Source organism: Klebsiella sp. OBRC7 (assembly GCF_000293135.1).
GTDB lineage: Bacteria > Pseudomonadota > Gammaproteobacteria > Enterobacterales > Enterobacteriaceae > Klebsiella > Klebsiella michiganensis.
Genome location: NZ_ALNJ01000014.1, coordinates 53,983 through 80,834, shown reverse-complemented (window position 1 = coordinate 80,834; position 26,852 = coordinate 53,983). Strand labels below are relative to the sequence as shown.

The window sequence follows — 26,852 nt, the reverse complement described above, 5'->3', positions numbered from 1 at the left end:
AGCTGATCCGCCAGGATCAAAGTATGACCGTCAGCGGCGTATGGCATGAACCGCTGCGCGTGGCCTTCCGCGCCGCGCCGGACCTCTACCTGTGGGATGGCGAAACCATACCCCTGCAGATCGGCTACCGTTTCCCGTCGGAGAGCTGGATTAATGAGGATAAGTCGCTGCTGAGCGTGACGCTCAACAACACCTTCCTCAACAACCTGCCGATGAATAAACAGGGTCCGCTGGAGAAGCTCTGGCGTCACCTGGGCGGCGACGCGCGTCAGGAGCGGTTCACTATCCCGCTGGCGCCGTATCTGATTTACGGCGATAACCAGCTCTCGCTCTATTTCAATCTGGTGCCGAAGGACAGCGCGCCCTGTTCGGTCCTGCTGAACAGCACGATTAAAAGCCGCATCACCGACGACTCGTGGATCGATTTGAGCGGTACGCGGCACTTCTCGGCTGTTGCCGAATCTTTCCTATTTTGTCGGCGCGTCGTTCCCGTTCTCCCGGTTGGCGGATTATTCGCAAACCACGCTGCTGCTGCCGGAACAGCCCTCGGAAACCCAGGTCGCGACGATGCTGAATCTGGCCGCCCGTTCGGGTAATTCGACCGGCAAAGCGCTGGCCAATAACCGCGTGATGCTGGGCGTTCCTGACGACATCGCCAATTCGCCTTTTCTACGCGATCGCGATGTGCTGGCGGTGAGCGCGCTTGACCAAAAAGCGTTCAACCAGCGCCTGCTGGCCGACTCTCCCTATAACCCGGTCGATAACCTGCTGAGCGTACGTGAACCGGCGCTATGGACAAAAATTCAGCGCAGGCTGAGCGGCGACTGGGCCTCCGACGGCGTGGATGCCGATCGTTATTTCTCTTCCAGCAGCGCCTGGCGTGGGTTTATTAGCTATCGCTCACCGTGGAACCCGCAGCGGGTGGTGGTGGTGGCGATGGGCAGCAGCGACGATCAGCTGGCGAAACTCGAAGACGATCTTAATTCACCGCGCATCAATGCCGGTATTCGCGGCGATACGGCGGTGATTACCAGTGATAACGGCGTGCGTAGCTTCCAGGTGAGTACGCCGTTCCCCAGCGGCCAGATGCCGTGGTACATGATGGCGGTGTGGTATGCCAACCAGCACTCCGGCCTGCTGGCAGTGCTGGGGTTAATCGCCACGTCCATTCTGGGCCTGGCGCTGACCGCGATGTTCAAACGTCATGCCCGCAAGCGCCTGGAGTCGGGAGATAGCCAATGAAAAGAGCCGGTAAAATGAATACGAAGGCGGCCCGTCAATTTTCCACGCTGTGCCTGTCCGGCGCGCTGACGCTTGGCGCCTTCGGTGAGGCGCAGGCGGCGGGTAACGATGCGGCGCTGCAGGCGCTGTTTGCGCAGGCCAACTACTGGCACGAAAAATCGCACGACGAGCTGGCGATGGAATCGCTGCAAAAAGTGTTATCGGTGGATGCCAACAACGCTCAGGCGCTGTACCTGATGGCGCTGTGGGCGCAACAGGGGGGCAACCTGCAGGCCGCGGCCCAGTGGCGGGCGCGACTGGAGAAAGCGGCGCCCAACAGTCCCGGCTTGCAGGATCTGGATAGCGCCAAAAAAATGGCCCAGGTCCCGCAGGGGCAGCTCAACCTGGCCAGACAGCAGGCGCGCAGCGGCAACGTGCCTGCCGCGCTGGCGACCTGGCGGAGTATGTTCAACGGCAGCGTTCCGCCTTCCGGACTGGCGGCGGAATACTATATGACGATGGCCAGCGACAAATCGCTCTATCCGCAGGCGTTGAGCGAACTGCGTCAGTACGTCGCTCAACATCCGCAGGAAAACGGGCCGCGCGTGGCCCTGGGCAAGGCGCTGACCTGGCGCGAAGAGACCCGCCGGGAAGGGATCGCCATGCTGGAGCCGATGGCCAGCGGCAGCAAAGAAGCCGATGCGGGACTGCGTCAGGCGCTGCTGTGGATGGGGCCGCAGCCGGGAGATGAGCCGTTTTACGATACCTGGATGCAGCGCCACCCGCAGGATAGCGAAGTGCAGAACTACTTCCGCGAACGGCGCAGCGGCCAGGCGCGCGGTCAGGGTTACGCTGACCTGAACAGCGGCAATACCGCCGCGGCGAAGCAGCAGTTTGAACAGGTCCTGCAAACCAATCCGCAGGATGCTGACGCGCTAGCCGGCATGGGCTATATCGCCCAGCGCAGCGGCGATTTTCAGGCGGCCTCTCAGTATTTGGGCCGGGCGGCGGATCTCGGCGGCGAGGGTTCTGAAACCCGGCGCCAGCAGGCGGCGGATGCGCTGTTTTACGGCCAGCTCGCGCAGGCGCAGCAGGCCTACAAGCAAGGCAACATTAGCCAGGCGCTGGCGCTCTCCGCGCCGCTGGCGCAGCAGAGCGGAGCCCAGGGCTCGGCGGCGAAGCTGTTCCGCGCCGACGTTCTGCGCCACAACAAAGATCTGCCCCAGGCCGAACAAACGCTGCGGGCGCTGCTCAACGAGCAGCCGCAAAATGGCCCCGCCCGCGAGAATCTCTATTACGTCTTGCGTGAACAGAATAAAACCGCAGAAGCCCAGTCGATGCTGCGAACGCTGCCGGAAAGCCTGCAGCAAAAGCTGCAGCCGCGCGTGGTCACCGGAATGCCGGGAGATTCGCTGCGTCGACAGGCCCAGGAGCAGGCCAGCGGCGGTAACGTGTCCGGGGCTATCGCGATGCTGCGGCAGGGCGTTTCTCGCTATCCGGACGATGCGTGGATGCGCCTCGATCTGGCTCGACTGCTGCAAAAATCCGGCAACGACGGCGAGGCGAACGCGATTATGGGCGCCGCGTATCGTCCCGGCGCCAGCAGCAGCTCGCTGTATGCCGCCGCCCTTTTCGCCAGCGAGAACGGCGGCTGGCAGCAGGCGCAAACGCTGCTGACAAGAATTCCCCCCGCCAGCCAGACCAGCCAGATGCGCGATTTACACCAGCGGGTGAACTACAACCTGCAGCTGGCGACGGCCGAGGGGTATCTGGCGCAGGGTAATGCCGTCGCGGCGTCCAATACGCTAAGGGCGATGGCCGCGACGCCGCCAAAAGCCCCGGCGGATGTGGGTAAACTGGCGCGCCTGCTGGCCCAGAGCGGCGATGTGACCACCGCGGTATCGCTGGTACGCAACAATATTAACGGCGGTATCTCCGGCAACGCCGGGGATTACGCCGATCAGGTGACGGTGCTTAACCAGGCTGGCCTGACCAATGAAGCGCAGAGGCTGCTCACCAACCCTCAGCTGCAGGCAAGCAGTACGCCGACGCAGCTGGCCAGCATTCGCAACGGCTATGTGATTAACGACGCGGATCGCCTGCGAGAGCAGGGTAACTACGCGGCGGCGTATGACAAGCTGATGGGGGCGATGCAGAGTGACCCGCAAAATACCGACCTGATGTTCGCCATGGCGCGTCTCTATCAGAGCGGCAAAATGAATAAAGAGGCCGGGGTCGTCTATGACTACCTGATGACCCGCGATACGCCGACCCAGGACGCGCGCAGCGGGGCTATTGATGTCGCGCTTTCGGCGGGCGATAACGACCGGGCGGCGCAGCTGGCAGGCGGGCTGCGCCCGGATAATTCGCCGGACCGTTTGCTGCTGCTGGCGCGCGTGGCCGAATCGCAGGGCCATCATCAGCAGGCGATGACCTATCTGCGCAGCGCTCGCGGCAGGCTGCTGGGGTTACAGAGCAGCAACGGCACGCAAACGCCAACCGTGGGCGGCGTGCTGGCGGCGGATAATCCGTTCGTTGGCGTCTCGCGTACGCCGGCGGCGACGCGTACTGCTTCCACCTACGGGCAATATATGCCGTGGCAGGTTTCTCAGGTATCGACGGGTGATGGCAGCACGCTGCCGGGGATCCAGCGCACCGATCTGCCGGTCGAAACCGCGCAGACCCGGATGCTGCGCCAGGTGGATACCATGATGGAGACGTTGCAGGAAAAAACCGGGACCTGGCTGCAGGGGGGCATGGAGGTTCGCGGCCGCGATGGCGAATCCGGCACCAGCAAGCTGACCGAAATCAAAACCCCGCTGACCTGGTCCTCTTCGCCGTTCGGTGATTCGCGTTTCGACTTTACCGTGACGCCGATTACGTTGAACGCAGGGACGGCAACCGGGGACGCCTGGCGGCGCTATGGCGCGAATCCGCTATCCAATGCGGTCTCCAATATGATCGCCACCGCCACCAGCGAGCAGGCGGCGATTGCGGCGATGACCGATACCGAGCGCACGACGTACTTTGCCAACAATCCGGGGGCGGAGACCTTGAGCGGTCTCGGCACGCTGAATGCGTCAGACTTTAACGCTACCACCAGCAGCGGCATGGAGAACCTGGCGAAGCTGGGTGCTTACGATTCCGGGCAGGTCGCCAGCTATCTGGCTTCTTCAAATCTGAAACCTAACGTTGATCGGGCCAGCGGCTCAACCGATTCGCAAAAAGCCAACGGCGTGGCGCTGGCGCTGGCGCTGAGCGGCGACGAATATCGCGTCGATATCGGCAGCACGCCGCTGGGTCAGGATCTGAATACCGTGGTGGGCGGCGTGAAGTGGTCGCCGAAGCTGACTAACTATCTGTCGCTGATTTTTACCGGCGAGCGTCGTTCGCTGACCGACAGCCTGCTCTCCTGGGTGGGGCTGAAGGATTCCTACTCCGGCAAAACCTGGGGGCAGGTGACCAAAAACGGCGGTACCCTGCAGCTCAGCTACGACGACGGCGATGCCGGTTTCTACGTCGGCGGCGGGGGCTATAGCTACCTGGGACAAAACGTCGCCAGCAATACCAGCATCAACGCCAACGCCGGGGTTTATCTGCGGCCTTACCACGATGAGTATCGTCAGCTGCAGACCGGGCTGAGTATGAGCTACATGGATTACTCGAAAAACCTGAGCTACTTCACCTACGGGCAAGGGGGCTACTTCAGCCCGCAGAACTACGTCAGCGTGTCGCTGCCGGTAAGCCTGACGGAGAAATATGATAACTGGACGATGAAGCTTGGCGGCTCGGTGGGGTATCAATCTTACAGCCAGGATAAGAGCGCCTATTTCCCGACCAACGCCGAGTGGCAGCAAACGCTCGAGACCGCTGTGAGCAACGGTTTTGCTAAAGAGGCCTACTATTCAGCCACCTCGAAGAGCGGCATCGGCTATACCCTGCGCGCCGGCGCGGATTACAAAGTCAATAAACAGATGACGCTCGGCGGCCAGGTGGGCTATGACACCTTCGGCGATTACAACGAGAGCACCGCCGGCCTCTATATCCGCTACATGCTGGGAGATCGCTGATCGTGACGGACAATAATAATGCGCTGGTAATGGCCTGGTTTCAGCAGCAGCAAACCCCTGCCGGGTGGTTCGATCTGCTGCTGATTATGGTTGATGGTATGGTCAATAACGCGGGCGAGCTGGAGAGTCAGCCCTTTCTGCGGCAAATGGGCGAGGCGCTGGCCGATGAGCATCCGCTACCGGAGTCGGAAACGCTCGGTGAGCTGGAAGCCAATATGAATGCGCAGCTAAGCCGGTTTCAGTGGGGCGTAGTGAGCGTTGAGATTAGCGATGACGGCCTGCGGTTACGCCATCAGGCGCTGCCGGTGAGCCGCGATGAAGCGCGCCGCGTCCGCTGGTGTAATGCGTTTTGTGCCATACTCGAGGGGCTTTATTCCCGCTGGCTACAGGGACAGGGCGGCGCGGCGCATGTGGTTTTACAGCGCGAGCGACTGTTTTCGGTCTCTGACGTTCAGTTTCTTTACTTCCATCCCTGAAGGGTGAATTTATGTCCTTGCGTGCTTTAGCGACAGTCGTGGTGACGACGGTGATGATGCTTCCCCACGCGTGGGCCGATACGGCGTGGGAAAGCTACAAATCGCGTTTTATGATGCCGGACGGGCGCATTATTGATACCGGCAACGGCAACGTCTCCCATACTGAAGGGCAAGGTTTTGCCATGCTGTTAGCGGTGGGCAATAACGATCGCCCCGCCTTTGACAAGCTATGGCAGTGGACCGATAAAACGCTGCGTAACAAAGATAACGGGTTGTTTTACTGGCGCTATAACCCGGTGGCGCCTAATCCGGTGGCGGATAAAAACGATGCCACCGATGGCGATACCCTGATTGCCTGGGCGCTGCTGCGCGCGCAGCAGCAGTGGCATGAAAAATCCTACGGCAGTGCGTCGGATGCGATAACCGCTTCGCTACTGAAGTCCACGGTGGTCACCTTCGCCGGCCGTCAGGTTATGCTTCCGGGCGCGAAGGGATTCTATCTCAACGATCATCTGAACCTTAATCCCTCCTACTTTATCTTTCCGGCATGGCAGGCTTTCGCCGCGCGGACGCATTTAACCGCCTGGCGAAAGCTGCAGAGCGATGGTCAGGCGCTGCTGGGGAACATGGCGTGGGGGACATCTCAGCTTCCCAGCGACTGGGTCGCCTTAAGAGCGGACGGCAGGATGGAGCCGGCAAAAGAGTGGCCGACGCGGATGAGCTTCGATGCGATCCGTATTCCGCTGTATGTTTACTGGAGTGACCCGAAAAGCAGCCTGTTGACGCCATGGAAAAACTGGTTCCAGCGCTATCCGCGTCTGCAAACGCCGGCGTGGATCAACGTCAACACCAATGAAGTGGCGCCGTGGTTTATGACCGGCGGGCTACTGGCGGTACGCGATTTAACCCTTGGCGAAGCGCAGGCCGAGCCGCAGATTAGTGCCCAGGACGACTACTACTCCGCCAGCCTGAAGCTGCTGGTATGGCTGGCAAATAAAGACCAGTCGTAAACTGTGGAAGGCGCCTCGAATAACGCGCCAGGACCGAGTGCTGAAATCTGAAGGGCGCCGTAGAATTGTCGGCAAGCCGGGCTTGCCCGGTGAGGCGCAATGTTGCGGGGGCTTGAACCCCGGCGGCAGAGATGAATTGGTTGCTGGAAAGAGAAAACCCCCGCACGTTGTTTGGTATCAACCTGGCAACGTATCGGGGGCTACTCTCAAACCTGAACAATTTGAGGATAGCCGCGAACGGTTGCCATTGCAACAAGGCGGCTGTATGACGCTCGCTCAGTTGGGCCTGGTGCTGTGGGACGATCTGGCGGCTCCGGTGATTGCTGGCATTCTGGTCAGCATCATCGTGAGCTGGATGGATAACCGCAAGTAGCCAGCCGGTGGGTATCTGCCTGCCTTAGTGGCAGCATGCGCCCGAACGGGGCCGCAGGGGTAACATCCTGCGGCCTTTTTCGTTTATTGCGGATAAGGGACCCAGCTGCCGCCGTTCAGCTGAACATACGGTTTCCCCTGGTATTGAATAACGATGGCGTTGGAGTTTTCCGACACCGCCGCGCTCTGCGGCAGGTTGGCAATATACTGCTGCCAGTTGATGTCGTTTTCGTCAAACATCTTGCCGTCGAGGGCGCGAACTACCAGCTCAGAAATCGCCAGGTAGCTGCTTGGCTGGTTAATGATAATCGGCGCATCGGGGTGTCTTGCCTTAATGCCGAAGAATTTCACCGCCGCCGGAACGTTAGTAATGGACGGACTGGGAATATCGCGCAGGCCGGAAACCTGCATTTTGTCGCCTTTCAATGCTGCACCGTGTTCCGGTACGACGATGACCAGCACCTTACGCCCCGATTTCTCCAGTTCAGTGAAGAAACTGTCCAGCTCATCGAAGAACTTCTGCGCACGGGCTTTATAGTCCGCAGTTTTGCTCTGGCCCGGATAGTGGTTACCGTCATGCAGCGGCAGCGTGTTGTAGAAGGTCGCCGTGCGCGGCGTATTCAGCTTATCCAGCGTCTGCAGCCAGCGGTTCAGCGTTGCCTGGTCGTCATAGACCGGGGAGCCGTCAAAGCCCTGCAGAATCACCGGCAGGCCGGATTGATCCATCAGCGGGCTCTGGATCCCGCCCAGCGAGCGAAGCTCCTTCAGGAAGTCGCCGAAGATACCGTTGTGGCCGAGCATCAGCTGCTGCGTGAAGCCCAGCTTCGCCAGGTTTTCAAACAGATAGCATTCGCTGCCCGATGGCTGATAAAGGTTGGCGTGCGAGAGCTGGCCGCAGCTGGCGCGCAGCAGACGCGCCGCCGCCGGCCCGCTGTAAGAGGTCGCAGAGTTAAAGTTTTTGAACAGCAGGTCGAAATGCTTCCACAGCGGATGATCCATCAGCCCGGCCGCTTCAATATCCGACCATGAGAGCGAGCAGATGTTGATTATCAGGACATCAAACGGCTGGGCATCGGCCGGAAGCGCATCCGGGAAAGTGGTTTTACGTTTCTGCTCAGAAGCGTAAAAGGCGTTCAGCCAGTTGGTCAGATTGGCCGACGTCGGCGGCTCGGTTTGCGGCGGAATATCGTTATTCGCCGGCGCGGTATTGGTCGCGATGGCCGTACCGCCGGTCGTATTCGCGGCGGTGTTCGCCGCCGCTGCCGTTGGCTGACCTGCCGGCCAAAAGGTGAAAGAGGGCAGCAGCGGGCTGACGACCAGCCAGACCATGATTGCGGAGACGAAAACCGTCACCCGCAGCCACTGGCTGATAAACAGCCACAGAACCAGCAGCACGAAGAAAGCGCCGATCATATTCCAGTTAATAAAGCGGGTCACCAAATCCCAGATATAGTCGGCGCTGAAGCCGGCAATCTGCGAGCCCTGGCTGGCAATGCTTTCCGGGCCGGGCAGCCAGGTGTCGTGCCAGAACAGCATAAAGCCCAGCGGGATCGCTATCCAGTGGCGGATGCGGTGCAGTTTATACTGCGGAATCGGCACCAGCAGGAAGGCCAGAAACACCAGGTTTAACATGGGATGAAAATTGAGGTATCCCGCCCATAGCAAAGCAAACTTCACCAGAAAGTAGAAGTTCCAGCCAGATAAGCCTCGCCAGTACCGCCAGAGCGGAAGCGACGCGGTGGGTGTTTTGGGTTTGGTCATTTCGTTGGTTTGCCTTGCCTGGATGTCGCTTCCCGGCGCAGCACGCCAGCCGGTTTGACATAACGGGGTTTAAAGAACATCAGTCTTAACGTGGTGCGAATACGCCGCTGGTAGTGGCGCGTCAGGTATCCCAGCGGGAAGAACAGCAGGGCGCACAGGACGACCAGCTGAATAATATCGGCGATAGACATCATAAGGTTGGCTCCCCATCAATGGACAGACGGTGCGCCTCGGGGTTGCGCCGCCAGCTTCGCCCGTCATGGGTCGCGTTGATGGTTTCATTTTTGCCAAGCGAAATGGGCAGCGGCGTGTTCCAGTTCTCCGGCAGAATCCCTCGCATCTGGATGATCTCTGCCGTTATTTGCTTATCTTCAAACCAAATCATACGGTTAGAAAAAATATCGCCGGTTGGTAAAGGGAAAATATGGTTTAACGCGGTATCCAGGTCGTTCACCCGGCAAAATGACAGAAACAGCACCAGGCGATTGTTGCCGATGGTCATAATGTCGCCCATACGGTTGGGCTTACACAGCGTCAGCGCCTGCTCTACGCGCAGGCCGGGCGCCGGGCGCAGCGCCACCATCACGCCTTTGCCATCGGCGGGCAGCATGGTGTTGACCATAATATTATGCACTGCTTCGCAGAAGTCCCCCCATTTCTGGTAGCCGCGCAGTTTTAGCGGCTGGCTCCAGGTCAGCAGAGTATTAAAATCTTCCGGAATATGGCGAGTAAACTGCTGTTTCTGAACGCTTTCTATAAGCGTAAGACAGCGGGATAACGGCGCGCCGCTGGGAATAACCATATTGGCGCCGCTGCTCAGCAGCAGGCGTTCATCGGTGGCGCGCAGGCTCGGCGTTTGTTCGCGGACGACGATTTTTAACGCGCTGCCGCGCTGGCGGCGCAGGGTATGGATATAGCGTCCCAACTGTTCAATCTGTTCGTTCTGGGTAATGGAGAAGATCAGCGTTGCCGCCTGCGCCATCCTCCCTGCGTTGAAAACGGCGTCGTTAGTATCGAACAGCGTCCAGTATTCGGATAGCGCGGGGGCACCTTCCAGTACGCGCAGATTGCTAAGAATGACTTTTTCGTCGCTGCGCGGTTGCACCACCGTTTCTTCATCCTGCGCCAGCCGCCAGCCGTTTTCATCTTGAAGAACAATGAGCTGCTGCCGGGCGCTTATGCCTTTTTCACTCCCCCACCAGGCGATATCGAACAGGTGATTATCCCCCTGGTAACGAATACTTGCCAGGCCGGAAAGCGAGCGGTACTCGCGTAATAAAGGGGAGAGTTGCTTATCGATATCGTGCCCAGAATTAAGTACTAATAATGAACAACGATGATAATTAGTCCATCGATACGATTTCTCAACCCAATTGCATAAATCATCGCTTTTTATATTCTGCCAGGCATTTTCAGCGCATAGCAGAATAAACAAATAATTGCCAGGTTCGAGGGAACAAACTAAATCGCGGTGCATTTCTTGCAGCCCCTCATAACGGTTCGGCATGCTAAATAACGCCACCTTTTCTGGCCCGCAATTTTTCTCTAGTTCAATGATTTTATTTGGGTTATCACCCATGACTATCGCCGCAACCTGGCTCTGTTTATCCTGGGCAGCCAGCGTATGGTTGAGCAGGCTTACCGCGTCGGCATAGCGGTCGACATTCAGCCACCATACTCCACCCACGGGCATATGGCGTACTTCGTCCCATAATGATGAAATACCCAAAGAATATACGATATCCACTGCGTCCCTCGTGAGACTTGATTTACACTTGATTAGTTTACTAGCGAAAGCGTCAGAGTAAACCTAACATTGAAATTAAAGGACATCAGTTTTAGCATGTAAACATAATTTAAGGATGATCTTACGCCTATCGGTTTAATTTATTGTATTTTCCAACGGACAGAGAAATGCCAGCAAAAGAGCCTGCTGTACCCACCGATGCGACTTTGGGCTACACGTTTCAAAATGATTTCCTGGCGTTAAGCCGGGCATTTTCCCTGCCTGATATTCACTACCACGATATTTCCCGACGCGAGCAGTTAACCGCGGCGCTAAAACGCTGGCCATTACTGGCTGAATTAGCAGAGAAAAAGTAAGGAAGCCATCGATGGCGATTCTGGGATTACAGGGCGTGCGCGGCGGTACCGGCACCACGTCGATTACCGCTGCGCTGGCCTGGGCGCTGCAGTTACTCGGTGAAACCGTACTGGTGGTGGACGCCAGCCCGGACAACATGCTGCGCTTCTTTTTCAACGTCGATTTTAGCCACAAAGCGGGCTGGGCGCGCGCCACCATCGACGGCACCGACTGGCGCGACGCCGGGCTGCGCTACACTTCGCATATCGATTTGTTGCCTTTTGGTCAGTTGACGCCGGGCGAGCGCGAGAATATCGAGCGGCTCCAGCCGACGCTGGCGCCGATGGCCGGGATGGTGCAGAAGCTCCATCAGCAGGGCGATCACCGCTGGCTGCTGATTGACCTGCCGGACGGTTACTCGCCGCTGACCCGCTCCCTCATTGACGTCTGCGACCGCACGCTGGTCATCGTGCATCCGGACGGCAACAGCCATATTCGCCTGCATCAGCAGGCGCTGCCGGTCAATAGCGATATTTTGATTAACGATCTGCGCGTCGGCAGCCAGCTGCAGGAGGATTTGTATCAGCTGTGGCTGGAGAGCCAGCGGCGCATTCTGCCGGTGACCATCCATCGTGATGAGGCGATGGCGGAGTGTCTGGCGGCGAAGCAGCCCCTCGGCGAATACCGCCAGGACTCGCTGGCGGCGGAAGAGATACTGACGCTGGCCAACTGGTGTCTGCTGCACTACGCCGGCAAGGGGGCGGAATGATCCGCCTGAGCACGCTGCTGCTGGCGCCGCCGGTCGGGAAACGGCTGAGCGAGCGCTATCTTGATTACCGCCAGCACGGCGCCTCGTGGCTGTCGGCCGCGCTGGGCTGCCTGTGGGCGTCTCTGGCATGGGCGTTTATGCCGCTGGAAACGCCGCGCTGGCAGGCTATTCGCGAACGTCACGGCGAGTTTTTTCCGCATATTAATCCGCATCGGCCGCGCCCGCTGGACCCGATTCGCTACCTGCTGCAAGCCGTGTGGCTGCTGGCGACGCGGGCGCCGGAGCCGGATAAAAAGATCAACTGGCGTTCCCTGGCGGCGCTGGAAGGCGTCCACGGGCGCTACGCCCAGTGGCTGGAAAAGCTGCCGGAAAAGGTCAACGCCCGTACCGGCCATCTGGATAAGCATAAAGAGCTGGGGCACCTGAATCCGAAAATACGGCGGCTTATTCTTGGCACGATAACCTTTTTCTCGCTGATCCTCGCGCTGCTCTGCATTACCCAGCCGTTTAATCCGCTATCGCAGTTTATTTTCCTGCTGCTGCTGTGGGGCGTAGCGCTGCTGGTGCGCCGCATTCCGGGACGCTTTTCGGCCCTGATGCTGATCGTGCTGTCGCTGACCGTCTCCTGCCGCTACATCTGGTGGCGCTACACCTCAACGCTCAACTGGGATGATCCCGTGAGCCTCGTGTGCGGGATAATTCTGCTGTTTGCTGAAACTTATGCCTGGGTGGTGCTGGTCCTGGGGTATTTCCAGGTCGTCTGGCCGCTGAACCGTCAACCGGTCCCGCTGCCGGAGGATATGGCGCAGTGGCCGACGGTCGATATTTTTGTGCCGACCTATAACGAAGACCTTAACGTGGTGAAAAACACCATTTACGCTTCTCAGGGAATCGACTGGCCGAAAGACAAGATCAATATCTGGATCCTCGACGACGGCGGGCGCGAAGAGTTCCGTCAGTTCGCCAAAGACGTCGGGGTGCACTACATCGCGCGCACCACCCACGAACACGCGAAAGCCGGCAATATCAACAACGCCCTGAAGTACGCCAAGGGCGAGTTCGTGTCGATTTTCGACTGCGACCACGTGCCGACCCGTTCGTTCCTGCAGATGACCATGGGCTGGTTCCTGAAAGAGAAAGAGCTGGCGATGATGCAGACGCCGCACCACTTCTTCTCCCCGGACCCGTTTGAGCGCAACCTGGGACGATTCCGCAAAACGCCGAACGAAGGCACGCTGTTTTATGGCCTGGTGCAGGACGGGAACGACATGTGGGACGCGACCTTCTTCTGCGGCTCCTGCGCGGTGATCCGCCGCGGCCCGCTGGATGAAATCGGCGGCATTGCCGTGGAAACGGTGACTGAAGACGCCCACACCTCTTTGCGCCTGCACCGTCGAGGGCACACTTCAGCCTACATGCGTATCCCGCAGGCGGCCGGTCTGGCGACGGAGAGCCTGTCGGCGCATATTGGCCAGCGCATCCGCTGGGCCCGCGGGATGGTACAAATTTTCCGCCTTGATAACCCCTTGTTTGGCAAAGGGCTGAAGCTGGCGCAGCGCGTCTGCTACGTCAACGCGATGCTGCACTTTCTGTCCGGTATTCCGCGGCTGATCTTCCTGACCGCGCCGCTGGCGTTTCTGCTGCTGCACGCCTATATCATCTATGCGCCAGCGCTGATGATCGCCCTGTTCGTGCTGCCGCATATGATTCACGCCAGCCTGACCAACTCGAAGATTCAGGGCAAATACCGCCACTCTTTCTGGAGTGAAATTTATGAAACGGTGCTGGCGTGGTATATCGCTCCGCCGACCTTTGTCGCGTTGATTAACCCGCATAAGGGCAAATTCAACGTGACGGCGAAAGGCGGACTGGTGGAGGACGAATACGTCGACTGGGTGATCTCTCGTCCCTATATCTACCTCGTGCTGCTGAACCTGGTCGGCGTCGGGGTGGGGATCTGGCGCTTTATGTACGGCCCGGAAAACGAAATCCTGACCGTCTGGGTGAGCGTTATCTGGGTGTTCTATAACCTGATTATTCTTGGCGGCGCGGTGGCGGTCTCGGTTGAAAGCAAGCAGGTGCGGCGATCGCACCGCGTGGAGATGTCGATGCCGGCGGCGATTGCCCGCGATGACGGGCACCTGTTCTCTTGTACCGTCCATGATTACTCCGACGGCGGCCTCGGCGTCAAGATTCACGGCGAGGCGCAGGTGCTGGAAAGTCAGCACGTCAAGCTGCTGCTGAAGCGCGGGCAGCAGGAGTACGCCTTCCCGGTGCGGGTTGCGCGGGTCAACGGCAGCGAGGTTGGGCTACAGCTGCTGCCGTTAAGCAATCAACAACATATCGATTTTGTACAGTGTACGTTTGCCCGCGCAGATACGTGGGCGCTTTGGCAGGATAGCTTCCCGGAAGATAAGCCGATGGAAAGCCTGCTGGATATCCTGAAGCTGGGGTTCCGTGGATATCGTCACCTGGCGGAGTTCTCTCCGCCGTCGGTGAAGGTTATTTTCCGCTCGCTCACCATGCTGGTGGCCTGGTTTGTCTCGTTTATTCCGCGCCGTCCGGAACGCGCAGCGGCGACACTCTCGGCAGAACCGGCGATGGCTCAACAATGATGATAATGCGATGAACAGAAAACTCTCTTTGATTTGTGCAGTAGCGGTGGGCATTGGCGGCTGGTCTCCCTTCGCTTCGTATGCGGAACCGGCGCCGCAGGCCACGCAGACGACGACGGTACCCGGTATCGCCGGTACGGTGGCGGACAGCCAGCCCACGGCGACGCTCGCCGACCCGGCGGCACCGGTGGTGGTGCTGGATAACGCCCCGACCCGCGACGTGAAGCTGACCTTCGCTAAAATCGCCCCGCCTCCGGGCAGCATGGTGCTGCGCGGCGCGCGCCCTGAGGGTTCGGTAGAGTTCGGCATGCGCAGCGATGAAGTGGTAGCGAAAGCGCTGCTGAATCTCGACTACACGCCCTCTCCATCGCTGCTGCCGGTGCAGTCGCAGCTGAAGGTTTATCTTAACGATGAACTGATGGGCGTGCTGCCGGTCACCAAAGAGCAGTTGGGCAAAAAAGTCAGCGCGCAGATCCCTATCGATCCGCTCTATATCACCGACTTTAACCGCGTGCGTCTTGAGTTCGTTGGCCACTATCGCGATGTGTGTGAAAACCCGGCCAGCAGCACCTTATGGCTGGACGTCGGTCGCGAAAGCTATCTGGATTTAACCTACCAGTCGCTGAACGTGCGCAACGATCTTTCGCATTTCCCGGTGCCGTTCTACGATTCGCGCGATAACCGCCAGCTGACGCTGCCGATGGTCTTCGCCTCCGCGCCGGATGTCCTGCAGCAGCAGGCGGCGGCCATTATCGCCTCCTGGTTCGGCAGCAAAGCGGGCTGGCGCGGCCAGCAGTTCCCGGTCCAGTTCAACCAACTGCCGGACCGTAACGCCATTGTTTTTGCGACCAACGATAAGCGCCCGGACTTCCTGCGCGAGCATCCGCCGGTTAAGGCGCCGACGATTGAAATGATCGACCACCCGGATAATCCGTACGTCAAGCTGCTGGTGGTCTTCGGGCGGGATGATAAAGACCTGCTGCAGGCGGCGAAGGGGATAGCCCAGGGCAATATTCTGTTCCGCGGCAGCAGCGTGACGGTTGACGATGTCAAACAGCTGCAGGCGCGTAAACCGTACGATGCGCCAAACTGGGTGCGTACCGATCGGGCGGTGACCTTTGCCGAGCTGAAAACCTACGAACAGCAGCTGCAATCCAGCGGTCTGGTGCCGGATTCCATCAACGTGGCGCTGAACCTGCCGCCGGATCTCTACCTGCTGCGCGCCAACGGCATCGATATGAACCTGAACTATCGCTATACCATGCCGCCGATCAAGGACAGCTCGCGCATGGATATCAGCCTTAACGATCAGTTCTTACAGTCCTTCAGCCTCAACAGCTCGCAGGATGTGAATAAGCTGATACTGCGCCTGCCGGTGCTGCAGGGGCTGCTGGACGGCAAAACGGAAGTGACGATCCCGGCATTGCGCCTCGGCGCCATGAATCAGCTGCGCTTCGACTTCCAGTATATGAACCCGATGCCGGGCGGTTCTATCGATAACTGTATTACCTTCCAGCCGGTGCAGAACCACGTGGTGATAGGCGATGACTCGACCATCGATTTCTCGAAGTACTATCACTTTATGGCGATGCCGGATCTGCGCGTCTTTGCTAACGCGGGCTTCCCGTACAGCCGGATGGCCGATCTCGCCGATACCCTGGTCGTGGTGCCAAAATCGCCGACCGAGGGCCAGGTTGCCACGCTGCTGGAGACGGCCGGCGGCATCGGCGCGCAAACCGGCCTGGCGGCCATTAACCTGCGCATGACCGACGACGGTAGCCAGATTAAAGATAAAGACGCCGACCTGCTGCTGATTGGCTCCATTCCGCAGGCGCTGAAGGACGACACGAAAATCAACCTGCTGGTTGAAGCGACCAAAAGCTGGGTGAAAATGCCGATGCGCCACTACGATCTGGCCAGCATCTATCCCGATACCGAGGCCAGAACGCCGAATACCCGAACCGACGTTACGTCGACCGGGCCGATGGCGGCGATTATTGGCTTCCAGTCGCCGTACAACGATCAGCGCAGCGTCGTGGCGCTGCTGGCCGACAGCCCGCGCGGCAACGAACTGCTGACCCAGGCGCTTAACGACAGCGGTAAACGCGCGGCGATGTTTGGTTCCGTTGCGGTCATTCGTGAGTCGGGCGTTAACAGCCTGAGGGTGGGCGATATTTACTATATCGGCCACCTGCCGTGGTTCGAACGCATCTGGTTTGCGCTCTCCAGCCATCCGGTGCTGCTGGCGATTCTGGCGGCGGTCAGCATTGTTCTGCTGGCATGGGTACTGTGGCGCATGCTGCGTATTATCAGCCGTCGCCGCCTCGATCTTGATGATGAGTAATTGATGATGAACGCGGTACGTAGTGTGGTGTTATCGGTATTGATGCTGGCGGCGGCGCAGGTGAGCGCCGCCTGCCAGTGGCCGGCCTGGGAGCAGTTTAAAAAAGAGTACGTCAGCGCCGAAGGTCGGGTTATCGATCCCAGCGATGCGCGAAAAATCACCACCTCGGAAGGACAAAGCTACGGGCTGTTCTTTGCTCTGGCGGCTAACGATCGCGACGGCTTCCGCAAGCTGTTTGAGTGGACGCAAAATAATCTTGCCGAGGGCGATCTGCGCGCGCACCTGCCGGGCTGGCTGTGGGGGAAAAAGAGCGATGACCAGTGGACGGTGCTGGACAACAATTCAGCCTCTGACTCCGACCTGTGGATAGCCTGGGCGCTGCTGGAGGCCGGACGTCTGTGGGACACGCCTCAGTATACCGAGGTGGGCAAGGCGCTGCTGGCGCGCATTGCCGAAGAAGAGGTCGCCACGGTGCCGGGACTGGGGCCGTTGGTACTGCCGGGAAAAGTCGGCTTTGTTGATGACGGCGGCTGGCGTTTTAATCCCGGCTATCTGCCGCCGCAGCTGGCAACCTATTTTGCCGCTTATGGCGCACCCTGGCCGAAAATACGCGACAACAATCTGCGTCTGCTGCTGGAGACCGCGCCAAAAGGCTTCTCGCCTGACTGGGTGCGCTACCAGAAAGGGAAAGGCTGGCAGCTAAAAGCGGATAAACCGATTATCGGCAGCTATGACGCCATCCGCGTCTATCTGTGGACCGGTATGCTCGATGACGGCGATAAGCAAAAAGCCCCCCTGCTGGCGCGCTTTAAACCGATGGCGGCCCAGACGGTTGCACAGGGCGTGCCGCCAGAAAAAACCAACATCGCGACCGGTAAAACTACCGGTAACGGTCCGGTTGGCTTCTCCGCGGCGCTACTGCCTTTCTTGCAGAAGGAAGATGCCCGCGCCATTCAGCGCCAGCGCGTCGCCGATAACTATCCCGGCGCGGATGCTTACTACAGCGCGGTCCTGACCCTTTTCGGCCAGGGATGGGATCAACACCGTTTTCGTTTCACCGCCGGCGGTGAATTACGGCCTGACTGGAACCAGGAATGCACAAGTTCTCACTAAGCTTATTCACTCTCTCCCTGGGCGTCGCGCTGATGCCGCTGGCGCATGCCGCGACTACCCCTGTTCAGGAGCATCTACTGGAGCAGGTCCGCCTCGGCGAGGCCAGCAAACGTGAGGATTTGGTGCGCCAGTCGCTCTATCGCCTGGAATTGATCGACCCGAATAACCCGGACGTTGTTGCCGCGCGGATGCGCTATCTTCTCCGCCAGGGCGATACCGCCGGCGCGAAGCAGCAGCTGGAGCGTCTGGCGAAGCTGGCGCCGGAATCGCCGGAGCTGAAAGCCTCGCGCGACGAGATGAAAAGCAGCACCGGCGATGGTCGCCAGGAGCTGCAGCAGGCTCGTCTGCTGGGCGTGGCCGGGAAGGTTGATGAAGCCATCGCCGCTTACGAGAAGCTGTTTAACGGCGTTCCTGATGATGATGACGCGGCGATCGAGTACTGGACGCTGGTGGCGCGGCTGCCCGCCCGTCATACCGAAGGCATCAATCAGCTGAAAAAACTTAATGCCCGCTTGCCGGGCAACGTCTCGCTGCAAACGGCGCTGGCGAAACAGATGTTTGGCGATAATAAGCCCGAAGAGGGATTTGCTTATCTGGAGCAGATGTCCCGCTCGGCGGCGGGCCGCGGTATCGCGGCGGACATCTGGTTTAACGAAGTGAAAAGCATGCCGGTCAGCCGGGCCAGCGTGCAGGCGCTGCAGCGCTTTCTCATGCAGTTTCCCACCGGTTCCACCTCGGCCAATGCCCGCGTCCTGCTCGATCAGCAGCAGACGCAGCTAAAAGACCCGACGTTCCGCGACCGCGCGGAGGGGCTGGCGGCGGTGAAGGCCGGGAAAGGTTCGGCGGCCGTGGCCGATTTGCAGCAGGCCGTACGGGCGGATGCCAAAGACAGCGACGCGGTTGGCGCACTGGGTCAGGCGTACTCCCAGCGCGGCGATCGGGCGCGGGCGGTTGCCCAGTTGAGTAAAGCCATCAAAATGGACCCGGATAGCCCGAGCCGCGATAAGTGGGATAGCCTGCTCAAGACTAACCGCTACTGGCTGCTGATTAAGCAGGGCGATAGCGCCCTGAAAAGCGGCCAGCTGGCGCAGGCGCAAAATAATTACGCCCAGGCGCAGCGCATAGACAATACCGACAGCTATGCGGTGCTGGGGCTGGGGGACGTGGCGGCGGCGCGTAAAGAAAACGCGGCGGCGGAGCGCTACTACCAGCGCGCGCTGCGAATGGATCGCGGCAACAGCCTGGCGGTGCGCGGTCTGGCGAATCTGTATCGCGCCGAATCGCCGGAAAAAGCCAGCGCGTACATCGCCAGCCTGTCGCCGGGCCAGCGGCGCAGCATTGATGATATCGAACGCAGCCTGACGAACGATCGGCTGGAGAAACAGGCCGAAGCGCTGGAGAGCCAGGGCAACTGGGCGCAGGCGGCGGAAGTGCAGCGCAGACGGCTGGCGCTGGACCCGGATAGCGTGTGGATCGCCTACCGCCTGTCGCGGGATCTGGTCAGCGCGGGCAGCCGCAGCGAAGCCGATGCGATCATGCGCGCGATGGTCAACCGCCAGCCCGGCGATGCCGACCGGGTTTACGCCTACGGCCTCTATCTATCCGGGAATAATCAGGATGAGATGGCGCTGGCGCAGATTAACGCCCTGCCGCGCGGGCAGTGGACGGACAATATTCGCGAGCTGGAGGCACGCCTGCAAAGCGATAACGTGTTGCGCCAGGCGAATCAGCTGCGCGATAGCGGCCAGGAAGCCCGGGCGATCGCGCTGATTAACCAGCAGCCAACGTCGGTGCGCTACGCGCTCACGCTGGCGGACTGGGCGCAGCAGCGCGGCGACAGCCAGACGGCGATTGCTGAATATCAGCGGGTGCTGGGTCAGCAGCCTGATAACGGCGATGCGCGTCTGGGTCTGGCGGAAGTGTATCTTGCCGATGGCGATAAAAATGCCGCGCGCGCCCAGGTGGCGCAGCTCAAGGGCGAAGACATCGATTCTATCAATATGCAGCGGCGTATCGCCCAGGCGCAGGCCGGGTTGGGCGATCGCGCTCAGGCGCAGCAAACCTTCGCCCGCATCGTTCCGCAGGCGAAAGCGCAGCCGCCGTCAATGGAAAGCGCGCTGGTGCTGCGCGACGCCGCGCGTTTCCAGGCGCAGAACGGCGAGCCGCAGCAGGCGCTGGAAGGCTATAAAGATGCAATGGTGGCCTCCGGCGTCGCCCGCGAGCGCCCGCAGGATAACGACACGTTTACGCGGCTGACGCGTAACGACAGTAGCGATGACTGGCTGAAGCGCGGGATCCGCAGCGACGCCGCCGATCTTTATCGTCAGCAGGATCTTAACGTCACCCTCGAGCATGATTACTGGGGCTCCAGCGGTACCGGCGGCTATTCCGACCTGAAAGCGCATACCACAATGCTGCACGTGGACGCGCCGCTGGCCGACGGGCGCATGTTCTTCCGTACCGATCTGGTGAACATGGACGCCGGGAGTTTTTCGACGAAGAGCGACGGCAGCTATTCGCCGAGCTGGGGTACCTGCGGCGAAATCGCCTGTACCGGCGGCAGCAAGCACCAAAGCGATAGCGGCGCCAGCGTCGCGGTGGGCTGGAAGAACGATACCTGGAGCGGCGATATTGGTACCACGCCGATGGGCTTTAACGTCGTTGATGTGGTGGGCGGCCTGAGCTACAGCAGCGACGTTGGCCCGCTGGGCTACACCGTTAACCTCCACCGACGCCCCATCTCCAGCTCGCTGCTGGCCTTCGGCGGGCAGAAAGATAACCCTAACGACGGCCATACCGGCAAGACCTGGGGCGGAGTGCGCGCCGACGGCGGCGGTGTGAGTCTGAGCTACGATAAAGGCGAGGCCAACGGCGTCTGGTCTTCGCTGGGCGTCGACCAGTTGACCGGGAAAAACGTCGCCGACAACTGGCGCGTGCGCTGGATGACCGGCTACTACTATAAAGTGATTAACGAAGATAACCGCCGGGTCACCGTCGGCCTGAACAATATGCTCTGGCACTACGATAAGGATCTCAGCGGCTATACGCTGGGCCAGGGCGGTTACTACAGTCCGCAGGAATATGTCTCCTTCTCGGTGCCGGTCACCTGGCGTCAGCGGACGGAGAACTGGTCATGGGAGCTGGGAGGTTCGGTGTCGTGGTCCCATTCACGCACCAAAACCGAGGCGCGCTATCCGCTGCTCAATTTGATTCCCTCGCAGTATCGCCATGATGCCAGCCAGCTTACGGAAGAGGGCAGCAGCAGTTCCGGCGTCGGCTATACCGCGCGGGCGCTGATTGAGCGACGGGTGACCAGCAACTGGTTTGTCGGGGCGGCGGTGGATATCCAGCAGGCGAAGGATTACACCCCGAGCCATGCGCTGCTGTACGTTCGCTATTCGGCTTCCGGCTGGCAGGGCGATATGGATATACCGCCGCAGCCGTTGGTTCCTTATGCCGACTGGTAGCAGATTAGGCTGAATTATGCGACAGGGCGACACTCCACGGCGCTCTTCGCGTATACTCGTTGCCTCCGGGAAAGCGGCCCGATGGCGGCTGTGAACGTGTAGGCCGGGCAATTTTGTAGCCCGGGTAAGGCGTCAGCCGCCACCCGGGAATGTTCCCCGGTCGCGCTATGCTTACCGGGGCTACCGGCCCGCGCCGCCTGCGGGTTTTGTAGCCCGGACAGGCGCATTGCGCCGCCTCCGGGAAAGCGTTCCGATGGCATTGCTTCGCGGCCTTGCGGGCGTGAGCGAACAATTTGAGTATATAATCAGCCTGATAACGATCGGTGAGAGGGACCTATACCCGATATGCGTTCAGTTTCAGTGGAGAACCCCGTTGCGCGTCAGCCGTTCACTTACAATTAAACAGATGGCGATGGTCGCGAGCGTGTCCATGGCGTTTGTACTGGTCTTCTGTTCTATTCTTCTGTTCCACTTTGTTCAGCAGAGTCGCTTTACCACGGCCACGCAGTTAGAAAGCATCGCGCGTTCCGTTCGCGAACCGCTGTCAGCGGCTATCCTGAAAGCCGATATCCCTGAGGCGGAAGCCATTCTGAGCCGTATTCAGCCCGCTGGCATCGTCAGCCGGGCGGATGTCGTGCTGCCCAACCAGTTCCAGGCGCTGCGGATGCGTTTTATTCCCGAACGCCCGGTACCGGTGACGATCACCCGTATGTTCGAACTGCCGGTACAGATTTCACTGCCAATTTACTCCCTGGAACGCCCGGCTAACCCGCAGCCGCTGGCCTATCTGGTGCTGCAGGCCGATTCCTACCGCATGTATAAATTCGTCATGAGCGCGCTGGCAACGTTAGTGACTGCTTACTTACTCTTGGTGCTGATTCTGACGGTGGCGATCACCTGGTGCATCAACCGTCTGATGGTACGACCGCTGCGCAAAATCGCCCGTGAGCTAAACGATGTTCCGCAGCACGAGCGTTTGGGCCATCAGCTCACGCTGCCGCGTCTCCATCATGACGATGAAATCGGCATGCTGGTGCGCAGCTACAACCGTAACCAGCAGACGCTGCTGCGCCTGCACGACGAACTCTCTTTGCAATCGACTCGTTTTCCGGTATCCGAGCTGCCGAACAAAGCCTTTCTGATGGCCATGCTGGAGCAAACCGTCGCCCGCCCGCAGGCCTCGGCGCTGCTGATTATCGCCTGCGAAACGCTGCAGGATACCGCTGGCGTACTGAAAGAGACGCAGCGTGAAATGCTGCTGCTAACCCTGGTTGAAAAGCTGCGGGCGATTATCCCGGCGCAGATGGTGCTGGCTCAGGTGAGCGGCTACGACTTCGCGATTCTGGCCCACGGCATTGACGAACCCTGGCAGGCGGTGACATTAAGTAAGCAAGTACTCACTGTCTTAAATGAACGTTTGCCGCTGCACGGCATCCAGCTGCGCCCCTGCGCCAGCGTCGGTATCGCGATGTTTAACGGCGAAATTAATGCCGAACAGCTCTATCGTCGGGCGTTTTCCGCCGCCGTCACCGCGCGTCGTAAAGGGAAAAACCAGATTGAGTTCTTCGATCCGCAGCAGATGGAAAAAGCGCAGCGCCGCTTAATGGAAGAGCACGATATTTTGACGGCGCTTGATAACCAGCAGTTTGCCATCTGGCTGCAGCCGCAGGTGGATACCCACAGCGGCGATGTGTGCGGTGCGGAAGTGCTGCTGCGTCAGCGTCAGGCGGACGGCAGCTGGTCGCTGCCGGGCGATCTGATTGAGCGTATCGAAGCCTGCGGGCTGATGGTGCCGGTCGGCTACTGGGTGATGGAAGAGGCCTGCCGGCAGCTTGCCGCCTGGCAAAATCAGGGGATCATGTTGCCGCTGTCGGTCAACGTGTCGTTGCTGCAGCTGCTGCATCACGATCGCGGCGAGGAGATGCTGGCGCTGCTCGCGCGCTATCGTATCGCGCCGGGCACGCTGGTACTGGAAGTCACCGAAAGCCGTCGGATAGACGACCCGCAGGCGATTATTTCCCTGCTGCGTCCGCTGCGTGAAGCGGGCGTGCGGATTGCCCTCGATGACTTTGGTATGGGCTACGCCGGCCTGCGCCAGCTGCAGCATATTAAATCGCTGCCGGTAGACATCCTGAAAATCGATAAAGTCTTTATCGATATGCTGCCCGATGACATCAGCATGGTGCCCGCGATTATCCAGCTGGCGCGGGGGCTGAATCTGCGCATTGTCGCGGAGGGTGTCGAAACCGATACCCAGTATCGCTGGCTGCAGGAGGCGGGCGTCGAGACGGTGCAAGGGTATCTTTTTGGCTGCGCCATGCCGCCTGAGGCTTTTATGGCCCGTTTTTTACCCGGTGATGTTGAGGATGTAAGTTTGTAACAACATTGTTAGCTTATGCGAGTCAGCTCAAATAAATTAACAATTACATTTCAATTTCATCACTCGTTATTTCTGAAATGTTTCATGGGTGTTATTTTTAAGCCACGGACGCAATACCCCCTCAAGGTCTGTGGTTATCTCCAAAGGACACCCTATGAAAATCTCTTTCTTTAAAAGCCTCTATGTCCAGGTTCTCTCGGCCATAGCGATCGGTATTCTGCTGGGCCATTTTTACCCGGAACTGGGTGCGCAGATGAAACCCCTCGGCGATGCCTTCGTTAAGCTGATTAAAATGATTATTGCCCCGGTTATCTTCTGTACCGTCGTGACGGGGATTGCCGGGATGGAGAGCATGAAAGCCGTCGGCCGCACCGGGGCGGTGGCGCTGCTCTACTTTGAAATCGTGAGTACCATTGCGCTGATCATCGGCCTGATCATTGTAAACGTGGTGCAGCCCGGCGCGGGAATGAACGTTGACCCGGCGACCCTCGACGCGAAGGCCGTGGCGGTTTACGCCGAACAGGCGAAAGATCAGGGCATCGTAGCGTTCCTGCTCGATATTATCCCCGGCAGCGTGATTGGCGCTTTTGCCAGCGGCAACATTCTGCAGGTGCTGATGTTTGCGGTGCTGTTTGGTTTCGCGCTGCATCGCCTCGGCAGCAAAGGCCAGCTGATTTTTAACGTTATCGAAAGCTTCTCGCAGGTGATATTCGGCATCATCAATATGATCATGCGCCTGGCGCCGATTGGCGCGTTCGGGGCCATGGCCTTTACCATTGGCAAATACGGCGTCGGTACGCTGGTGCAGCTTGGCCAACTGATCGTCTGCTTCTATATCACCTGCATCCTGTTTGTGGTGGTGGTGCTGGGGTCGATCGCCAAAGCCACCGGCTTCAGCATCTTTAAATTTATCCGCTATATCCGTGAAGAGCTGCTGATTGTCCTGGGGACCTCTTCATCCGAGTCGGCGCTGCCGCGTATGCTCGATAAGATGGAGAAGCTGGGCTGCCGCAAGTCGGTGGTGGGGCTGGTGATCCCGACGGGGTACTCCTTTAACCTCGATGGCACCTCAATATACCTGACGATGGCGGCGGTGTTTATCGCCCAGGCGACGAACAGCCATATGGATATTTTCCATCAGATCACCCTGCTGGTGGTGCTGCTGCTCTCCTCAAAAGGCGCGGCGGGGGTGACGGGCAGCGGGTTTATCGTCCTTGCGGCGACGATTTCCGCCGTCGGGCACCTGCCGGTCGCCGGTCTGGCACTCATTCTTGGCATCGACCGCTTTATGTCCGAGGCGCGCGCGCTGACCAACCTGGTGGGTAACGGCGTCGCGACTATCGTTGTCGCTAAATGGGTCAAAGAGCTGGACGCGAAACAGCTGGATGATGTGCTGAACAACCGTACTCCGGCAAGCAAATCGCACGAATTATCCTCATAAATCCATCTGTTAGGCCCGTTGTCCCTTGCTGGACTACGGGCTCCTGCGCATAATTAGGGGTCACTGTCGCTTGCGCGGCGGTGACCCTTATGTTTATTTCACGTCAACATGCGACATTTTCATCTCCGTGTGGTCTAACCGACGTACTTAACTCACCATATTTTTTCGGCGGCCCTCCCGTGGGCCGCTGTTGTAACCAGGATTGTTCATCAGGGGTTCACATGCAGGGCACAAAAATTCGACTCTTAACCGGTGGTTTGCTGATGATGGCGACGGTCGGTTATGTGCAGGCAGAAGCGCTCCAGCCGGACCCGGCCTGGCAACAGGGGACACTGGCGAATGGGTTTCAGTGGCAGGTTTTAGCCACCCCGCAGCGTCCCAGCGATCGTATCGAAGTTCGCCTGTCCGTGAATATTGGCTCGCTGAGCGAAAGCACTCAGCAGAGCGGCTTTAGCCACTTTATCCCGCGCCTCGCGCTGACGCAAAACGGTGGCCTCCCGACCATGCAGGCCCGTTCGCTATGGCAGCAGAGTATTGACCCGAAGCGTCCTCTGCCGCCCGCTATCGTCTCTTATGACTACAGTTTGTTTAACCTGAGCATACCGAATAACCGTAACGACCTGCTGAAAGAGGCGCTGAGCTGGCTGGCCAGCGCCAGCGGTAAAATGTCGATCGCCCCGGAAACCGTCAACCACGCGCTGCAGGGCGAAGACATGGTGGCAACCTGGCCTGCGGATACCAAAGAAGGCTGGTGGCGCTATCGGCTAAAAGGCTCCACCATGCTGGGGCACGATCCGGCGGCGCCGCTGAAGCAGCCGGTGGATATTGCTCAGCTAAAAGAGTATTACCACAAGTGGTACACGCCGGATGCCATGACCCTGATTGTGGTCGGCAACGTGGATAGCCGCAGCGTCGCGGAACAAATCAACAAAACTTTCGGCGGCCTGAAGGGCAAGCGCGAAACGCCGGTGGCGGTTCCTACGCTGTCGCCGCTGCCGACGACGCCGGTCAGCATCATGACCGATGCGGTGCGCCAGGATAAGCTGTCGCTGATGTGGGATGCGCCGTGGCAGCCGATCCGCGACTCGGTCGCGCTGCAGCGCTACTGGCGCGACGATCTTGCCCGGGAAGCGTTGTTCTGGCACGTACAGCAGAATCTGAGCAAAAGTAATATCAAGGATATCGGCCTTGGCTTTGACTGCCGCGTGCTCTACCAGCGCGCCCAGTGCGCGATCAATATCGAGTCGCCGGGCGAGCGCCTGAACGCCAACTTAACGACCGTGGCGCGCGAGCTGGCGAAAGTCCGCGATCGCGGCCTGCCGCAGGAGGAGTTTGATGCCCTGATCGCGCAGAAAAACCTCGAACTGCAGAAGCTGTTTGCCACCTATGCGCGCACCGATACGTACATCCTGATTAGCCAGCGGATGCGTTCGTTGCAAAATCAGGTGGTGGATATCGCGCCCGAGCAGTATCAGAAACTGCGCCAGGAGTTTCTCAATTCGCTGACGGTCGACATGCTGAATCAGTACCTGCGTCAGCAGCTGTCGCAGGATATGGCGCTGGTGTTGCAGCAGCCGCAGGGTGAGCCGGAATACAACATGAAGGAACTGCAGGCGACGTGGGAAAAGCTGATGGCGCCCGCGCCAGCGGCCGCAGCGTCGTCGAGCGCCGCCGGTGATGTTGTGGAAGGGCGTAACGAAGCGACGGATATCCCTCCCGCACAGTAAAGC

The 26,852-nt window shown here is 59.4% G+C and carries 16 protein-coding genes and 1 pseudogene; 14 read left to right on the top strand and 3 right to left on the bottom strand.

The window, feature by feature from the left end; all coding sequences use genetic code 11:
* The 5 genes and pseudogenes from HMPREF1144_RS02675 to HMPREF1144_RS02655 form a co-directional block, all read left to right on the top strand.
* Nucleotides 1-1,242 (top strand): annotated as a pseudogene (locus HMPREF1144_RS02675) (cellulose biosynthesis cyclic di-GMP-binding regulatory protein BcsB); the annotation flags it as partial.
* On the top strand, nt 1,239-5,291 hold the full coding sequence (locus HMPREF1144_RS02670) for a cellulose biosynthesis protein BcsC (RefSeq protein WP_009651788.1): 4,053 nt from the start codon (nt 1,239-1,241) through the stop codon (nt 5,289-5,291). The pseudogene HMPREF1144_RS02675 and the gene HMPREF1144_RS02670, both read left to right, overlap by 4 nt.
* Complete coding sequence (bcsD, locus tag HMPREF1144_RS02665) at nt 5,291-5,767, top strand: cellulose biosynthesis protein BcsD (protein WP_032721670.1); 477 nt, start codon at nt 5,291-5,293, stop codon at nt 5,765-5,767. The genes HMPREF1144_RS02670 and bcsD overlap by 1 nt, the downstream gene beginning before the upstream one ends.
* Nucleotides 5,768-5,778: 11 nt before the next feature.
* Nucleotides 5,779-6,777 (top strand): glycosyl hydrolase family 8, encoded by a 999-nt coding sequence (locus tag HMPREF1144_RS02660; RefSeq protein WP_009651787.1) that lies wholly within the window; start codon nt 5,779-5,781, stop codon nt 6,775-6,777.
* 265 nt (nt 6,778-7,042) lie between these two features.
* Complete coding sequence (locus HMPREF1144_RS02655; RefSeq protein WP_042926890.1) at nt 7,043-7,150, top strand: type I toxin-antitoxin system toxin Ldr family protein; 108 nt, start codon at nt 7,043-7,045, stop codon at nt 7,148-7,150.
* An 83-nt stretch (nt 7,151-7,233) separates the two neighbouring features.
* Here HMPREF1144_RS02655 and bcsG read toward each other — a convergent pair whose 3' ends face one another.
* From bcsG to bcsE, 3 genes are read right to left on the bottom strand one after another with little or no spacing between them, the layout of a single operon-like run.
* Nucleotides 7,234-8,910, bottom strand: coding sequence for a cellulose biosynthesis protein BcsG (gene bcsG / locus HMPREF1144_RS02650; protein WP_004855296.1), 1,677 nt, complete (start codon nt 8,908-8,910; stop codon nt 7,234-7,236).
* Nucleotides 8,907-9,104 (bottom strand): cellulose biosynthesis protein BcsF, encoded by a 198-nt coding sequence (gene bcsF / locus HMPREF1144_RS02645; protein WP_009651764.1) that lies wholly within the window; start codon nt 9,102-9,104, stop codon nt 8,907-8,909. Before bcsF ends, bcsG begins: the two co-directional genes overlap by 4 nt.
* On the bottom strand, nt 9,101-10,657 hold the full coding sequence (gene bcsE, locus HMPREF1144_RS02640; protein ID WP_009651760.1) for a cellulose biosynthesis protein BcsE: 1,557 nt from the start codon (nt 10,655-10,657) through the stop codon (nt 9,101-9,103). The genes bcsF and bcsE overlap by 4 nt, the downstream gene beginning before the upstream one ends.
* Before the next feature lie 167 nt (nt 10,658-10,824).
* Between bcsE and bcsR the strand changes: the two genes are divergently transcribed.
* The 9 genes from bcsR (at nt 10,825) to HMPREF1144_RS02595 (ending at nt 26,849) form a co-directional block, all read left to right on the top strand.
* The gene (gene bcsR, locus HMPREF1144_RS02635; RefSeq protein WP_004855289.1) at nt 10,825-11,013 is read left to right on the top strand and encodes a cellulose biosynthesis protein BcsR; all 189 of its coding nucleotides are present in this window, start codon (nt 10,825-10,827) and stop codon (nt 11,011-11,013) included.
* Nucleotides 11,014-11,024: 11 nt separating this feature from the next.
* Complete coding sequence (gene bcsQ, locus HMPREF1144_RS02630) at nt 11,025-11,762, top strand: cellulose biosynthesis protein BcsQ (protein ID WP_009651773.1); 738 nt, start codon at nt 11,025-11,027, stop codon at nt 11,760-11,762.
* On the top strand, nt 11,759-14,377 hold the full coding sequence (gene bcsA, locus HMPREF1144_RS02625) for a UDP-forming cellulose synthase catalytic subunit (RefSeq protein WP_004855285.1): 2,619 nt from the start codon (nt 11,759-11,761) through the stop codon (nt 14,375-14,377). The genes bcsQ and bcsA overlap by 4 nt, the downstream gene beginning before the upstream one ends.
* Nucleotides 14,378-14,387: 10 nt before the next feature.
* Nucleotides 14,388-16,721 carry a cellulose biosynthesis cyclic di-GMP-binding regulatory protein BcsB gene (gene bcsB, locus HMPREF1144_RS02620; protein WP_004855282.1) on the top strand — a complete coding sequence of 778 codons (2,334 nt, stop codon included), beginning with the start codon at nt 14,388-14,390 and terminating at the stop codon, nt 16,719-16,721.
* 3 nt (nt 16,722-16,724) lie between these two features.
* Nucleotides 16,725-17,834, top strand: coding sequence for a cellulose synthase complex periplasmic endoglucanase BcsZ (bcsZ, locus tag HMPREF1144_RS02615; protein ID WP_009651766.1), 1,110 nt, complete (start codon nt 16,725-16,727; stop codon nt 17,832-17,834).
* A complete protein-coding gene (gene bcsC / locus HMPREF1144_RS02610) occupies nt 17,816-21,301 on the top strand; it encodes a cellulose synthase complex outer membrane protein BcsC (protein ID WP_009651767.1) in 3,486 nt (1,161 codons plus the stop codon). Before bcsZ ends, bcsC begins: the two co-directional genes overlap by 19 nt.
* A 373-nt stretch (nt 21,302-21,674) precedes the next feature.
* A complete protein-coding gene (gene hmsP, locus HMPREF1144_RS02605; protein ID WP_009651761.1) occupies nt 21,675-23,681 on the top strand; it encodes a biofilm formation regulator HmsP in 2,007 nt (668 codons plus the stop codon).
* Nucleotides 23,682-23,835: 154 nt separating this feature from the next.
* The gene (gene dctA, locus HMPREF1144_RS02600; protein ID WP_004855267.1) at nt 23,836-25,122 is read left to right on the top strand and encodes a C4-dicarboxylate transporter DctC; all 1,287 of its coding nucleotides are present in this window, start codon (nt 23,836-23,838) and stop codon (nt 25,120-25,122) included.
* A 221-nt stretch (nt 25,123-25,343) separates the two neighbouring features.
* Nucleotides 25,344-26,849 carry a M16 family metallopeptidase gene (locus HMPREF1144_RS02595; RefSeq protein ID WP_004855263.1) on the top strand — a complete coding sequence of 502 codons (1,506 nt, stop codon included), beginning with the start codon at nt 25,344-25,346 and terminating at the stop codon, nt 26,847-26,849.
* Nucleotides 26,850-26,852: the final 3 nt, after the last annotated feature.

Coding starts and splice junctions, on each gene's coding strand:
- bcsQ (WP_009651773.1), top strand. CDS start 11,025: ATGGCGATTCTGGGATTACAGGGCGTGCGCGGCGGTACCGGCACCACG.
- bcsR (WP_004855289.1), top strand. CDS start 10,825: ATGCCAGCAAAAGAGCCTGCTGTACCCACCGATGCGACTTTGGGCTAC.
- bcsC (WP_009651767.1), top strand. CDS start 17,816: ATGCACAAGTTCTCACTAAGCTTATTCACTCTCTCCCTGGGCGTCGCG.
- HMPREF1144_RS02595 (WP_004855263.1), top strand. CDS start 25,344: ATGCAGGGCACAAAAATTCGACTCTTAACCGGTGGTTTGCTGATGATG.
- bcsB (WP_004855282.1), top strand. CDS start 14,388: ATGAACAGAAAACTCTCTTTGATTTGTGCAGTAGCGGTGGGCATTGGC.
- bcsF (WP_009651764.1), bottom strand. CDS start 9,104: ATGATGTCTATCGCCGATATTATTCAGCTGGTCGTCCTGTGCGCCCTG.
- HMPREF1144_RS02670 (WP_009651788.1), top strand. CDS start 1,239: ATGAAAAGAGCCGGTAAAATGAATACGAAGGCGGCCCGTCAATTTTCC.
- dctA (WP_004855267.1), top strand. CDS start 23,836: ATGAAAATCTCTTTCTTTAAAAGCCTCTATGTCCAGGTTCTCTCGGCC.
- HMPREF1144_RS02660 (WP_009651787.1), top strand. CDS start 5,779: ATGTCCTTGCGTGCTTTAGCGACAGTCGTGGTGACGACGGTGATGATG.
- bcsG (WP_004855296.1), bottom strand. CDS start 8,910: ATGACCAAACCCAAAACACCCACCGCGTCGCTTCCGCTCTGGCGGTAC.
- bcsA (WP_004855285.1), top strand. CDS start 11,759: ATGATCCGCCTGAGCACGCTGCTGCTGGCGCCGCCGGTCGGGAAACGG.
- HMPREF1144_RS02655 (WP_042926890.1), top strand. CDS start 7,043: ATGACGCTCGCTCAGTTGGGCCTGGTGCTGTGGGACGATCTGGCGGCT.
- bcsZ (WP_009651766.1), top strand. CDS start 16,725: ATGATGAACGCGGTACGTAGTGTGGTGTTATCGGTATTGATGCTGGCG.